Below are 12,683 nucleotides of genomic sequence, written 5' to 3'. Positions count from 1 at the left end.
CTGCCTCAGAGGAGCGTATTGCCATGGATCTGCGTCGTTTGGCTGGCTGGTCGTTGTTGTGGACGTTGGCGTTCGTGCCAGGCCTGTCTGTTGCCGCCGGCAAATGTGAACGACTGATCGCCACCGGCAGCCCGGATGCACCGCCCTATCTCTGGCAGGACCCTCAGGACCCCAAGCACTTGATTGGCGCCGGTGCCGACCTGTTGGCGCACGTCGCGCAAGAACTGGGGATCAAGATCGAACTGCTGTATGCCGGCAAGCGCGCCCAGGCGTTGGACGAAGTGCGCAGCGGACGCATGGACCTGCTCACCGACGCGCCACTGACCGTTACCGGGCTTGAAGTGCTGGATTACGTTCATCCGCCCTTGCTCGAAAACGATTACCTGGTCTGGACCCGCAAGGACTCGACGCTGGTCATCAACCAGCCCGTAGACCTTCACGGTCATCCCGGGGCCTTGTCGGAAAAGGCCCGCATGACCCAGGGATTCGGCGTCTTTGCCGAGCAGCAATTGTCCCTGGTGCGCACGCCCAACCTGACCCAGGCCTTTCAGAAACTGCTGCTGGGCGAGGTGGAATATGTCCTGGCGGGGCGCTACTCGGGCCTGGCAATGGCGCAGACACTGGGGATGGCCAACGACCTGCAAGCCGCACCGCAACCGGTGGACAAACCCGGGCTGTTCCTCGCGATTTCCCATAACTCCGCCTGCAATGACCCATGGTTACGCGGACAGCTGGCGCAAAAGATGACAGAATTGGCCGCGTCCGGCCTGGCGGAGGCTGTGTTGCAACGCAATCTCGAACGTTGGAATACACAGTTGCAGCCATCTGTCAGTGCCCCAAAACAGTAGGGAACATTAGTGACTATTCGACCTCTTTTCGCTGCCCTGGCCGTTCTGGCTCTGGCGGGCTGCGCAGCCGATCCGGCGCCGAATGAACAGATCCGCCTGACCGAACAGGCACTGGAGCAAGCCCGGGCCGTTGGCGCTACTGCCGACGAAGTGCCCGAATTGAAACTGGCAGAAGAAAAGTTCGCCCGCGCCAAATCCAACATGGCCGACGAATCCTACAAGAAGGCGCGCATGCGGGCCGAACAGGCCGAACTCGACGCCCGCCTGGCCGAAGCGAAGGTGCTGACCCTCAAGAGCCAGGAGCAACTGAACGTGCTCGACACCCGCATCAAGCGCTTGCACAAACAATTGCGGGAGGATGCCCAATGAAGCACTCCCACGTATTGGGCAGCCTGGTCCTCGTCGGCGTGGCCAGCTTGTATGGCTGCGCCGGCCAGCGTAGCGAAGCGGCGCTTGAGCAGGCCAGCACCGACTTCCAGAAGGTCAAGGAAGACGCGAACGTATTGCGTGCCGCGCCCCGGGACGTGATCCGCGCTGGCGAATCCCTGGCCCGCGCTGATCGTTTGTCCAGCTACTGGGGCAGCGGCGAAGATGTGCAGCATTACGCCTACCTCAGCCAGCGCTACAGTGCGATCGCCCGGGAGCACAGCAACCAGGTGGTCAACGAAGAGCGTGCCGCTAAGCTCGAACTGGAACGCCAGCGCCTGCAATTGGCCCTGCGTGAATCCAAGTTGCTGAGCGTGCAGCAGCAGGGCAAATGGCTTGAAGAACAGATCATGGCGATGGCGACCACGCAAACCGATCGCGGCCTGGTGATGACCCTGGGTGACGTGCTGTTCGATACCGGCGAAGCGGAACTGAAGAACTCGGCCAACCGGGTCGTGCTCAAAATCGTGCAGTTCCTGCAGCTCAACCCCAAGCGCGTGGTCCGTATCGAGGGGTACACCGATAGCACCGGTGGCAAGCAGGAAAACCTCAAGCTGTCTCGCGACCGCGCCCAAGCGGTCGCGGATGTGCTGGTGGACCTGGGGATAGACGAAAAGCGTATCCAGGTCGAAGGCTACGGCGATGAATACCCGGTGGACGTCAACGCTTCCGAGCGCGGCCGGGCACAGAACCGTCGCGTTGAAATTGTGTTCTCCGACGAAAAAGGCCAGCTCGGCGCCGCCCGCTGAGGGCTGCGTCACTGGAAAACCCGGCCCCTGCAAAAGGCGCCGGGTTTTTTTGGCCCTGCAATCGATGCACGATGAGTACAGTTAGAGCTGTCACTCCACTGTACTGTCGAGTAATCTGGCAACTGTCCCAGTACACTTCTAAACTGTTCCGGTATCGTTTCCGACAAGAATAAAATGCCCGTGAAATCGAGTGCTGCGTCATGACCAACCTTCTGCTCTATCAACGTATTGCTCAACAGCTGGCTGAAGATATCCGGCGCGGTGTGTATCAGCCCGGTGAACGCGTGCCTTCGGTGCGCAAGATGAGCTCGCAGCTCAACGTCAGCCATGCCACGGTGCTGCAGGCCTACGCCAACCTTGAAGATCAGGGGCTGATCCGCGCGCGGCCGCAGTCGGGCTACTACGTGCACCAGACGCCGGCCCTGACGGCACCGACGCCGGATATTGCCCGGGTCGAGCGTCCGGGGCTGGTGACGCGCAGCAGCATCATCCAGCAAGTATTGGTCGAGTCGCGCCGCGAAGGGGTGTTTCCCCTGGGAGCGGCGGTGCCGAGCGTCGACTATCTGCCGGTCCGGGCCCTGCATCAGCAATTGGCCAAGGTCACACGCTTCCACAGCCCGCGGGCGTTCAGCTACATGTTCAGCCCGGGTTTCGAGCCATTGCGCCGCCAAGTGGCGATTCGCATGCGCGATGCCGGCGTCGTGGTGGACCCTTCCGAGGTGGTGATCACCCACGGTTGCGTCGATGCCTTGCAGATGTCCTTGCGGGTGCTGACGCGGCCGGGGGACTTGATCGCCGCCGAGTCGCCGACCTATTACGGCTTGCTGCAACTGGCGGATCTGTTGGGCCTCAAGGTCATCGAGATCCCCAGCGACCCGGTCACCGGCATGAGCCTGGAGGCCTTGCAGTTGGCGGCCAACCAATGGTCGATCAAGGCGCTGGTGTTGACCACGCGCCTGAGCAATCCTCTTGGCGGCACCATGCCGGAAGAGCGGCAAAAGCAACTGCTGCGCCTGGCGTCGGACTTCGACATCCAGATCGTCGAGGACGATATCTATGGCGAGTTGATGTTCGAGCAGGGGCGCACCAAGGCCCTCAAGGCCTACGACCGACTGGATCGGGTCATCTACTGCTCGAGTTTTTCCAAGACGTTGTCGCCGGGTGTGCGCATCGGCTGGATGATCGCGGGGAAATTCCAGCAGGAAATCCAGCGGCTCCAGACCTTCAGTACGCATTCGGCGTGCAGCGTCACGCAGATGGGCATTGCCGCGTACCTGGAAAACGGCGGCTATGACCGGCACTTGCGCTATATCCGGCAGGAGTACCGCAAGAACCTCAGCGCCTTTCAGCTGGCGGTGCAGCAGTACTTCCCCGAAGGCACGCAGATGAGCCGTCCCACTGGAGGCTTCATCCTGTGGGTCAGCCTGCCGGGGCGGGTCAATACCCAGGAGTTGCATGTGCGGGCGTTGCAACAAGGCATCAGCATCGCGCCAGGGCTGATTTTCAGTAACACCGAGCAGTTCAACCACTGCATTCGCTTGAACTGCGGTACGCCCTGGAACCGTGAGGCGGAGCGAGCCCTGATGACGCTCGGGATGTTGGCCACTCAATTGTGCCAAGAGACGGCCAACGGATTTCTTTAGACGTCAGTGGCTTAGCTCGATGTGCTTGTCAGCGCCTCATTATCAGGCGAGCATGGGGGTCTCTGCCGTCAATGCCGTTGTATCTATGAAAGCCATTGTTCCTGCTGCCTGGATTTTGATCGGCCTGTTGAGCGTCTTCCACATGGGAGGCGTCGTCGCGGCAGCGCCAGCGCAGGAAAAACCGGCTGCCAGTGCCACGAAGGATGCGCCGAAAAAAACCACAGCGACCAAGAAGCCTTCCGCCAAGAAGGTGGCACCCGCGAAGAAAAAACGCGCGCCCATCGCCTCCAAGAGCAAATCCGCCCACGAGGTCGCCAAGACCCCATTGCCGCCGGCCAAGCTGGATTTGAGCTTGCCCCATGAAATGGTCGATAAACTGCAACCGCCGGGTAAGGTGATGCAGTTCAAGCGTGAACCCCTCTTGCCGTCGATGTTCGGCGAGAAACCTGGGCCGTTTCAGCTCAATGGCCGTTTGTTGAGCAATGAAATGCAGCTGCCACTGCGCAACCAGGAGCGTAATGAGGTGGAAGGCGCGGCGCTGGATTTCGAATTCAAGCAATAACCTTCGGCAGGCCTGCAGTTCGTCGCTGACCATTCGGTCATCCCGCCGTGGTCAAAAAAACACGCAGACGGTAATTTAAAACGAGTGTTTTAGCCGTTACTCTGTGTTCTGTTACTAACCATTACCTGTCGTGAGGATGTTGTCGTCATGAAATGCCGTGAAGGCTGTGGCGCCTGTTGCATCGCCCCTTCCATCAGCTCACCTATCCCTGGCATGCCCCAAGGCAAGCCGGCGGGAGAACGTTGCGCGCAATTGTCGGTCGATAACCTGTGCCGGATCTTCGGCCAGCCGGAGCGTCCGGCGGTGTGCTCGGCGTTCGAAGCCGACATCGAGGTTTGCGGCAGCAGCAGTGAAGAGGCCATCCGGCTGATCGGTTGGTGGGAGCAAATCACGGCAGCGTAATGAATTAATGAACGGATCCTAACTGAACGAACTTGGACAATAAGGAAAAGAACTATGGGTTCGCTGCATCGTATGGCTGTGTTGTGTGGGTTGACCGTGTTGCTGGCAACGGCCACCGCTCAGGCAGAGGACTGGCAGGTTGCCAAGGAGAAGGACGGTATCAAGGTTTCCCTCAGTGAGGTGGCGGGCTCCAAGTACAAGGCCTATCGCGGCGTGACGGTGATGAAAACCACCATGGCCAAGCTGCGGGCCCTGCAGGAAGACGTTTCCGGTGCCTGCGCCTGGATTCATGAATGCAAGAGCCAGAAACTGCTCAAGCACGAAGGCAATCAGAGCTGGACCTACACTCAGTTCAACACGCCATGGCCGGTGACGTCCCGGGACTCGATACTGGAAGTGACCACCGAGGAGGGCGCTGATGGCAGCCTGACCCGCAAGCTCAAGGGTGTGCCGAAATACCTTCCCGAAGAGCAAGGTTTCGTGCGAGTGACCCAGGTCGACGGCTTCTGGAAGTTCACGCCAAAGGGCGCAGACCAGATCGAAGTGACCTACCAGGTCCACACCGAACCAGGGGGTGACGTGCCGTCCTGGCTGGCGAACAAGTTCGTGGTGGATGCACCGTTCAACACCTTGAAAGCCCTGAAGGAACGCGCCGAGAACTGATCGGCCACGGCTGCACTGCAAGAGACCGCCCCAGAGGCGGTCTTTTCATGTGTGCCGTCCAGACGCCCGGCGGAACAATTGTCCGGCCCTCAATGTCGAGATAAAGGTAAGCCAGGCCCTGAATTGATCAAGGAGACACCGATGCAAAAGTGGGAAATCACTTTCGTGGATGATCATGGCGAAGCCATCGCCGAGCAGTTCGACTACGAGCAGGAGCCTACGATGGAGCAGGCTGCACAACTGATTCGCGAAAAATTGCTGCCCGTTTCCGCCCAATTGGACCTCAACGACCTGGAGGGTCGTACAGAAGATCCCACCGTCAAGAACCTCAAGTCCCAGCACAGCATTGAAATCATCAGCATTACACCGATTTCATGAAACGGTGCCTGGTCTCGCTTGGCAGCGGCTGCCACTTACGGCTACTCTGCAATTGAGATCAGCGAAAGGATCGCCAAGGTCCGGTCTTGTCAGCTACATGCTTGTGTCCCGACGGCCATTTGATGCCGTACCGCTTGCAGCCTGAGGGCTTCACGCACGGGAAGACGGAAAGTCTATCCATTGGTTTCAGGAGGACGTTTCATGAGCACAGCCTATCAAGAAGACATCAGCACCAGCGTGTTGCGCCGCATGAAAGAAGGCGGTTTCGATTTTTCCCGATTCCATCCCATTGAGTTCTACGCCATTTTCCCGGACGAGGAGCGGGCGCGCAGGGCGGCAGGTCATTTTCGGGGAGAGTCGCTGAACGCGCAGATCAGTGCACGGGACGACGGGGCTTGGTCATTGGAACTGAGCCGGGTGATGTACGCCACTTACGATGACATAGGAGACTTCGAGCAAGACTTTGAGGCAGTCGTCGAACCCTTGGGTGGTGTGATCGAGGGCTGGGGCGTCAAGCAAGAGATCCGGCGCCTGCAGGCCTGACAGTTACTCACCGCAACCACAGCAACGGCTGACCTTTGTGTCGGCCGTTTTCATGTCTGTGAACTCCGCAAGAATCCTGTGGGAGCCGAGCTTGCTCGCGATGACGGCGGCTCAGCTTGCATCAATGTTGAATGTGCCGACGCCATCGCGAGCAAGCTCGGCTCCCACAGGGAATGTCATGCACCCGCCAACACCACAACCGCCAGGTTTTGTAACCTAACTGTATCCAGATCAAGCCGCGTCGTTTTTCCGAGACTATGCTCAGCAGAGCGACGCCCCTGCGTCGCAATGAAGCGGGGGGCAGCGGGGTGGGGGCATTTGTTGCACTAGAAAAGTGCACGGCCTCTCAGAGGAGAATCCAACCCGTTGATCATAAAGCGTTTATGCCGATGGCACGGGGCTTGCGAAGCCTTGCTGCCAGGGTGACAAGGAGTACGGCATGATCCGCAGCGGTTTTGATGAAATGTACGATGCCAACGGCCAGGTCCGTCCGCATTACCAGGCGTTTGCCCGATGGCTGGCTGAAACGCCTGACGAGCTGCTGGCGCAACGCAGGCGCGAAGCCGACCTGTTGTTCCATCGTGCTGGCATTACGTTCACGCTCTACGGCGATGAGCAGGGGACCGAGCGGCTGATCCCTTTCGACACGATCCCGCGCAGCATCCCGGCCAGTGAATGGCGGGTGGTCGAACGTGGCTGCATCCAGCGGGTCAAGGCGCTGAACATGTTCCTGGCCGATCTCTACCACGAACAACGGATCATCCGCGCCGGCATCATTCCCGCCGAGCAGGTGCTGGCCAACGAGCAGTACCAACTGGCGATGCAGGGGCTGGATCTGCACCGTGACATCTACGCGCACATTTGTGGTGTCGATCTGGTGCGCGACGGTGACGGCACGTACTACGTGCTCGAAGACAATCTTCGTACGCCCAGCGGCGTCAGCTACATGCTCGAAGACCGCAAGATGATGATGCGCCTGTTCCCCGAACTGTTCGCCGCCCAGCGCATCGCCCCCATCGACCATTATCCGAACCTGCTGCTCGACACCCTGAAAAGCTCCAGCCCGCTGGACGATCCCAGCGTCGTGGTGCTCACGCCGGGGCGTTTCAACAGCGCGTTCTTCGAGCACGCGTTCCTGGCCCGGGAGATGGGCGTGGAGTTGGTGGAGGGCGCCGACCTGTTCGTACGCGATGACAAAGTGTTCATGCGCACCACCGACGGCCCGAAAGCGGTGGATGTGATCTACCGTCGCCTCGACGACGCGTTTCTCGATCCGCTGGCCTTCAATCCGGACTCGATGCTCGGGGTGCCGGGCCTGTTGTCGTCCTACCGTTCCGGCAACGTGGTGCTGGCCAATGCCATCGGCACGGGCGTGGCGGACGACAAGTCGGTGTACCCGTTCGTCACCGACATGATCCGTTTTTACCTGGACGAAGAGCCGATCCTGAAGAACGTCCCTACATGGCAATGTCGTAATCCCGCCGAGCTTTCCCACGTGCTGGCAAATCTTCCCGACCTGGTGGTCAAGGAAACCCAGGGTTCCGGCGGTTATGGAATGCTGGTGGGGCCGGCCGCGACGACGGCGCAGATCGATGCTTTCCGCGAGCGGATCAAGGCCAAGCCGCACGCCTACATCGCCCAGCCGACGCTGTCGCTCTCGACCTGCCCGACCTTTGTCGAAAACGGCATCGCCCCGCGCCACATCGATTTGCGGCCGTTTGTGCTGTCGGGGCGCGAGACCCGCGTGGTGCCTGGTGGGCTGACGCGGGTGGCGCTGCGCGAAGGCTCCCTGGTGGTGAATTCATCCCAGGGCGGTGGGACCAAGGACACTTGGGTCGTCGAGGATTGAGGTGCTGCCATGCTGAGTAGAACCGCCTCGGACCTGTACTGGATGTCGCGCTACCTGGAGCGTGCGGAAAACCTCGCACGGATGCTCGACGTCAGCTATTCGTTGTCACTGATGCCCCAGGACGGGCGTGGCGACGGCCTGCACGAGCTGGCCATGCCATTGCTGATCACCGGCACGCTGGATGATTACCGGGAGCGACACGGCGAGCTGCACGCCGAGCGCCTGCTGCATTTCTTTGCCCTGGAAGCGGCCAACCCGGCCAGTATCTACAGCTGCCTCGGTGCCGCGCGAGCCAGTGCCCACGCGGTACGTGGGCGAATCACCGCCGACATGTGGGAGAACATCAACGCCACCTGGCTGGAAATTCGCGGTATCGCCGAGCAAGGCTTGAATCGCTACGGCATGAGCCGTTTCTGTGAGTGGATCAAGGAGCGATCCCACCTGTTTCGTGGCGCAACCTACGGCACCATCATGCGTAACGACGCGTTCCGCTTCATTCGCCTGGGGACCTTCATCGAAAGGGCCGACAACACCCTGCGCTTGCTCGACGCCCGCTACGAAATGGCCGGTGACCAGGCCGACGCGGTCAGCGACGGCACGGCCCACGCGTATTACCAATGGAGCGCCTTGTTGCGGGCCTTGTCGTCCTTTGAGGCCTACACCGAGATCTACCGTGACGCCCCGGGCGCTCGGCATGTGGCCGAGTTGCTGCTGTTGCGCGCCGATGTGCCGCGTTCGCTGCGCGCCTGTACCGAAGAAATCAACCAGATCCTCGCGAGCCTGCCGGGCACCAACGGTCGGCAGGCACAACGGCTGGCGGCGGAAATGGACGCGCGCCTGCGCTACACCGGCATCAACGAAATCCTCGACGGGGGCCTGCATGCCTGGCTCACCGAATTCATCCCACTGGTCCGTGAACTGGGCAATGCCATTCACAGTTCCTACCTGGAGGTCATATGAGACTCTCGATCAGCCACGAAACGGCCTACCACTATGAAGATCAGGTGCGCGCCAGCATCCAGTACCTGCGCCTGACGCCCCACGACAGCGAACGCCAGCATGTGCTGAGCTGGCAACTGGATTTGCCCCGGCCGGTGCGGGCGCAGCTGGACCCGTTCGGCAACATCCTTCACGTACTGACCCTGGACGAACCCCACGAAACGGTCATCATCGGCGCCCGTGGACAGGTGGATATCGATCCGTCGCGTGAAGCCGAGCACGAGAGCCAGTCAGCGCTGCCGTTCCTGCGCTTCACCCGGTTGACCGAGGCGGACGAGGCCCTTCGAGCCTTTGCTGCGCAGCAGTGCCAGCAGCGTCGCGATCGCACGGCGCTGATTGACCTGATGCACGGGCTGAACCAGCACATGATCTACACCCCTGGCACCACTGAAGTGGAGACAAGTGCGGCTCAGGCTTTTGCCGGTCGTAGCGGGGTGTGCCAGGATCACACCCACGCCTTCCTGGCCTGCGCCCGTAGCCTGGGGGTGCCGGCGCGGTATGTCTCGGGGTATCTGTTCAGCGAAGAGAGCGAACACCTGGCAAGCCATGCCTGGGCGGAGGCCTGGCTTGACGACGCCTGGTACAGCTTCGACGTGACCAACCAATTGGCCCGTCCGGAGCGCCACCTGAAGCTGGCCGTGGGCCTGGATTACCTGGACGCCTGCCCGGTGCGTGGCATGCGCCGTGGCGGCGGTTGTGAGCAGATGCATGCCAAGCTGGTCGTGCCACCGGCGCCGGTGATCACGGTGCAACAACAATAACTCTCCAGCGGGGGAGCTTCTGTGGCGAGGGAGCTTGCTCCCGCTGGGCTGCGCCCTGTAGGAGCTGACGAGTGCAACGAGGCTGCGATCTTTTCCCGGTCACTTGAATCTCAAACGAAAGATCAAAAGATCGTCCGAACGCGGCCCGAACCTTCGGCAGCTCCTACAGAGCCCAGCGGGAGCAAGCTCCCTCGCCACAAAAAAAGCTATCTCACGGGGCCAATGGCTGCTTGCGTCCCGCCATATGCTTCAAATAACCCACCAGCAGATCCAGCTCCGAATCCGGCAGCACCGCAGCCGAGAACCCGGGCATCTTGCCCTGGGGCCAGTGACGCAGCGCTTGCGGGGCGCGAATGTAGCGCTTGAGGAAATCCCCGGAGAAGTATTCGGTCGGGTTGAAAGGGATGTTCAGGTCCGGGCCGAACTGCGCATCACCCGCGCCATTGAGCCGATGGCACGCCAGGCAGTTTTTCTGGAACAGTTCGAAACCTTTATTGACCGGGTCGTCCTTGGCCAGGCTGGGCGCCGGCAGCAGGGCGGGGAAGCGTTCGGCCACGGCCGACAGGCGCTTGATAGTCGCCACCGCGTAGGGCCATTGCTCCGGGCTTATATGGCCAGCCTGCGGATCGGTCCAGACCAGGTAGAAAGGCCCGGCGCTGTGCTTGCCTTCCCCCAGCGACGGCCATGGCTTGGCCGGGTCCTCGATCGCCAGCCAGGCCCGGGCCCCACTCTTGTTGAGTAACGGTGCCGCAGGCATTTCGGCAGCGAAGCCGTCCAGGGCCACGGCTTGCAGGTGGTCGTCCGCTTGGACGCCCGTCAATAGTGCCGTCAGCGGCACGGCTCGATAGCTCATCGGTTTCTTGTAGGAAGCGTCATCAGCGATCTGGACCGTTTGAGCGTCCGGGTGCTTGAGCAGTTCTTCGGTTTGCCAGGTGCGCGTGCCCGCGCCCAACTCCAGCACCAGTTGCGCGGCATAAAGGGGCGTGCTGAGCAGCAACGCCCCGAACACAATAAGAGCTTTCAAGTCGATCGCCTTCCATGTCGAGGGGGGGGCCGCAAAGGTTGGCACAGCCATCGCGGCTCGAACAGAGAACCCGTTACATTTTTTGGCGACACAACTAATGGATGATGCAGATGCCCTCGCGCAGGATTCAGCCAATCACCTTGGTGATATTCGGCAAAATCAACAGCAGCGTCGTGGCAAAGAGAATGAGTCCGGCTTGGCGAACTTTCGAATGTTTGAACATGGCTGACCCGCCTTTATTGTTATTTCCTAGAAGCCAGCCTGCATATCCATGGCGGCTGGCGTTGCACTTCCTGTTCGACAAGCGCCTCGGCAAAACCCGACGACTTTCTTGTACAAGGATTACATTAGGGGCCGCGGCGGCCTTGGCTTAGATCCAATTCATATCAGCTTGGTACAGGTTGCTCTAAAAAAGGTATGAGGCCTATTGCCACCTTCCTGCCGGCCCTTTTGCTAGACAGCTTGCCCTCCTGAATCGGTTAACCCGATAGCTCGCTACCGTTCGTCTGAGCGTGGCCGTCAACGCCATTGAGCGCTGTGGTCATTGAATCCGGCGCCGCTGGGCTTATGGTTGAAGGCATCGCATTACCCCGTGGTTTCGAGGACGTCATGATCCAAGCTTTGATTTTCGACGCATTACGCACGCCCCGCGGCAAGGGCAAGGCCGATGGTGCCTTGCACAGCGTCAAGCCGGTGAACCTGATGGGCGGCCTGCTCAGCGCCTTGCAGCAGCGCATGGATCTGGACACCAGCCAGGTCGATGACATCGTGCTCGGTTGCGTGACCCCGGTGGGTGAACAGGGGGCCGATATCGCCAAGACCGCTGCGCTGGTGGCCAATTGGGATGTCAGCGTGGCCGGTGTGCAACTCAATCGGTTTTGCGCCTCGGGCCTGGAAGCGGTGAACCTGGCGGCCATGAAAGTGCGTTCCGGCTTCGAAGACCTGGTGGTGGCCGGCGGCGTCGAATCCATGTCCCGGGTGCCCATGGGCAGCGATGGCGGTGCGTGGGCGCTGGACCCGCAATCCAACCTGCACGGTCACTTCGTTCCCCAGGGCATCGGCGCCGACCTGATCGCCACGCTGGAAGGCTTTAGCCGTGAGGATGTCGACGGTTATGCGCTGCATTCCCAGCAAAAAGCGGCGCGTGCCCGGGGTGACGGTTCGTTCAATAAATCCCTGGTCGCCGTGCGGGACCAGAATGGCATCGTGCTGCTGGACCACGACGAATTCATCCGCGCCGACTCCACGCTCGACGGCCTGGGCAAGCTCAAGCCAAGCTTCGAGGCCATGGGCCAGATGGGCTTCGATGGCACAGCGCTGCGTGTCTACAGTCATGTCGAACGAATCCATCACGTGCACACACCGGGCAACAGTTCCGGCATCGTCGACGGCGCGGCACTGATGTTGATCGGTTCCGAAGCCAAGGGGCGCGCCATGGGCCTGCAGCCCCGGGCGCGGATCGTCGCCACCGCTGTCACCAGTACCGACCCGACCATCATGCTCACCGGCCCGGCGCCGGCTACCCGCAAGGCCCTGGCCAAGGCCGGGTTGCGGGTGGAGGACATCGACCTGTTCGAAGTCAACGAAGCCTTCGCCTCGGTGGTGCTCAAGTTCATCAAGGACATGGCCATCGACCCCGCCAAGGTCAACGTCAACGGCGGCTCCATCGCCATGGGGCACCCCTTGGGCGCCACGGGGTGCGCAATCCTTGGCACGTTGCTCGACGAATTGGAGGTGCGTCGCCTGCGCTATGGCCTGGCGACCCTCTGTGTCGGCGGCGGCATGGGCATTGCCACCGTCATTGAACGCCTCTGAGCCCGACTTCAAGGAACACTT

Annotated in this window: 14 protein-coding genes; 13 read left to right on the top strand and 1 reads right to left on the bottom strand. The window is 60.9% G+C overall.

Features of this window, described 5'->3' with window-relative positions; translation table 11 throughout:
* Nucleotides 1–23: 23 nt before the first annotated feature.
* From LOY50_RS20045 to LOY50_RS19990, 12 genes are all read left to right on the top strand, one after another.
* Complete coding sequence (locus LOY50_RS20045) at nt 24–848, top strand: ABC transporter substrate-binding protein (protein ID WP_258688997.1); 825 nt, start codon at nt 24–26, stop codon at nt 846–848.
* 9 nt (nt 849–857) lie between these two features.
* Nucleotides 858–1,217 carry a DUF4398 domain-containing protein gene (locus LOY50_RS20040; RefSeq protein ID WP_253476794.1) on the top strand — a complete coding sequence of 120 codons (360 nt, stop codon included), beginning with the start codon at nt 858–860 and terminating at the stop codon, nt 1,215–1,217.
* Complete coding sequence (locus LOY50_RS20035) at nt 1,214–2,023, top strand: OmpA family protein (RefSeq protein WP_253476792.1); 810 nt, start codon at nt 1,214–1,216, stop codon at nt 2,021–2,023. The genes LOY50_RS20040 and LOY50_RS20035 overlap by 4 nt, the downstream gene beginning before the upstream one ends.
* Nucleotides 2,024–2,223: 200 nt before the next feature.
* Entirely contained in the window at nt 2,224–3,666 is a 1,443-nt protein-coding gene (locus LOY50_RS20030; protein ID WP_018613628.1) for a PLP-dependent aminotransferase family protein, read from the top strand.
* An 85-nt stretch (nt 3,667–3,751) separates the two neighbouring features.
* A complete protein-coding gene (locus tag LOY50_RS20025) occupies nt 3,752–4,228 on the top strand; it encodes a translation initiation factor 2 (protein WP_258688996.1) in 477 nt (158 codons plus the stop codon).
* A gap of 147 nt (nt 4,229–4,375) precedes the next feature.
* The gene (locus tag LOY50_RS20020; RefSeq protein ID WP_003204182.1) at nt 4,376–4,630 is read left to right on the top strand and encodes a YkgJ family cysteine cluster protein; all 255 of its coding nucleotides are present in this window, start codon (nt 4,376–4,378) and stop codon (nt 4,628–4,630) included.
* A gap of 54 nt (nt 4,631–4,684) precedes the next feature.
* Nucleotides 4,685–5,293, top strand: coding sequence for an START domain-containing protein (locus LOY50_RS20015; RefSeq protein WP_253476786.1), 609 nt, complete (start codon nt 4,685–4,687; stop codon nt 5,291–5,293).
* Nucleotides 5,294–5,434: 141 nt separating this feature from the next.
* Nucleotides 5,435–5,671, top strand: coding sequence for a hypothetical protein (locus LOY50_RS20010; RefSeq protein WP_057452053.1), 237 nt, complete (start codon nt 5,435–5,437; stop codon nt 5,669–5,671).
* 201 nt (nt 5,672–5,872) lie between these two features.
* Nucleotides 5,873–6,214 carry a ribonuclease E inhibitor RraB gene (locus LOY50_RS20005; protein WP_003179463.1) on the top strand — a complete coding sequence of 114 codons (342 nt, stop codon included), beginning with the start codon at nt 5,873–5,875 and terminating at the stop codon, nt 6,212–6,214.
* 439 nt (nt 6,215–6,653) lie between these two features.
* Nucleotides 6,654–8,063 (top strand): circularly permuted type 2 ATP-grasp protein, encoded by a 1,410-nt coding sequence (locus LOY50_RS20000; protein ID WP_014339467.1) that lies wholly within the window; start codon nt 6,654–6,656, stop codon nt 8,061–8,063.
* Between the two features lie 9 nt (nt 8,064–8,072).
* Nucleotides 8,073–9,023, top strand: coding sequence for an alpha-E domain-containing protein (locus tag LOY50_RS19995; RefSeq protein WP_253476784.1), 951 nt, complete (start codon nt 8,073–8,075; stop codon nt 9,021–9,023).
* A complete protein-coding gene (locus LOY50_RS19990; protein WP_046063711.1) occupies nt 9,020–9,823 on the top strand; it encodes a transglutaminase family protein in 804 nt (267 codons plus the stop codon). The genes LOY50_RS19995 and LOY50_RS19990 overlap by 4 nt, the downstream gene beginning before the upstream one ends.
* A 211-nt stretch (nt 9,824–10,034) precedes the next feature.
* Here LOY50_RS19990 and LOY50_RS19985 read toward each other — a convergent pair whose 3' ends face one another.
* Nucleotides 10,035–10,847, bottom strand: a complete 813-nt coding sequence (locus LOY50_RS19985; protein ID WP_258688995.1) for a cytochrome c — start codon at nt 10,845–10,847, stop codon at nt 10,035–10,037.
* A gap of 609 nt (nt 10,848–11,456) precedes the next feature.
* Here LOY50_RS19985 and LOY50_RS19980 point away from each other — a divergent pair.
* Nucleotides 11,457–12,662 carry an acetyl-CoA C-acetyltransferase gene (locus LOY50_RS19980; RefSeq protein ID WP_258688994.1) on the top strand — a complete coding sequence of 402 codons (1,206 nt, stop codon included), beginning with the start codon at nt 11,457–11,459 and terminating at the stop codon, nt 12,660–12,662.
* The last annotated feature ends 21 nt before the right edge of the window (nt 12,663–12,683 follow it).

The sequence above is a fragment of the Pseudomonas sp. B21-010 genome, assembly GCF_024749325.1.
Classification (GTDB): domain Bacteria; phylum Pseudomonadota; class Gammaproteobacteria; order Pseudomonadales; family Pseudomonadaceae; genus Aquipseudomonas; species Aquipseudomonas kilonensis.
This window is presented reverse-complemented; position numbering and strand designations above follow the sequence as displayed.

Coding starts and splice junctions, on each gene's coding strand:
- LOY50_RS20045 (WP_258688997.1), top strand. CDS start 24: ATGGATCTGCGTCGTTTGGCTGGCTGGTCGTTGTTGTGGACGTTGGCG.
- LOY50_RS20035 (WP_253476792.1), top strand. CDS start 1,214: ATGAAGCACTCCCACGTATTGGGCAGCCTGGTCCTCGTCGGCGTGGCC.
- LOY50_RS20030 (WP_018613628.1), top strand. CDS start 2,224: ATGACCAACCTTCTGCTCTATCAACGTATTGCTCAACAGCTGGCTGAA.
- LOY50_RS20025 (WP_258688996.1), top strand. CDS start 3,752: ATGAAAGCCATTGTTCCTGCTGCCTGGATTTTGATCGGCCTGTTGAGC.
- LOY50_RS20020 (WP_003204182.1), top strand. CDS start 4,376: ATGAAATGCCGTGAAGGCTGTGGCGCCTGTTGCATCGCCCCTTCCATC.
- LOY50_RS20015 (WP_253476786.1), top strand. CDS start 4,685: ATGGGTTCGCTGCATCGTATGGCTGTGTTGTGTGGGTTGACCGTGTTG.
- LOY50_RS20010 (WP_057452053.1), top strand. CDS start 5,435: ATGCAAAAGTGGGAAATCACTTTCGTGGATGATCATGGCGAAGCCATC.
- LOY50_RS20005 (WP_003179463.1), top strand. CDS start 5,873: ATGAGCACAGCCTATCAAGAAGACATCAGCACCAGCGTGTTGCGCCGC.
- LOY50_RS20000 (WP_014339467.1), top strand. CDS start 6,654: ATGATCCGCAGCGGTTTTGATGAAATGTACGATGCCAACGGCCAGGTC.
- LOY50_RS19995 (WP_253476784.1), top strand. CDS start 8,073: ATGCTGAGTAGAACCGCCTCGGACCTGTACTGGATGTCGCGCTACCTG.
- LOY50_RS19990 (WP_046063711.1), top strand. CDS start 9,020: ATGAGACTCTCGATCAGCCACGAAACGGCCTACCACTATGAAGATCAG.
- LOY50_RS19980 (WP_258688994.1), top strand. CDS start 11,457: ATGATCCAAGCTTTGATTTTCGACGCATTACGCACGCCCCGCGGCAAG.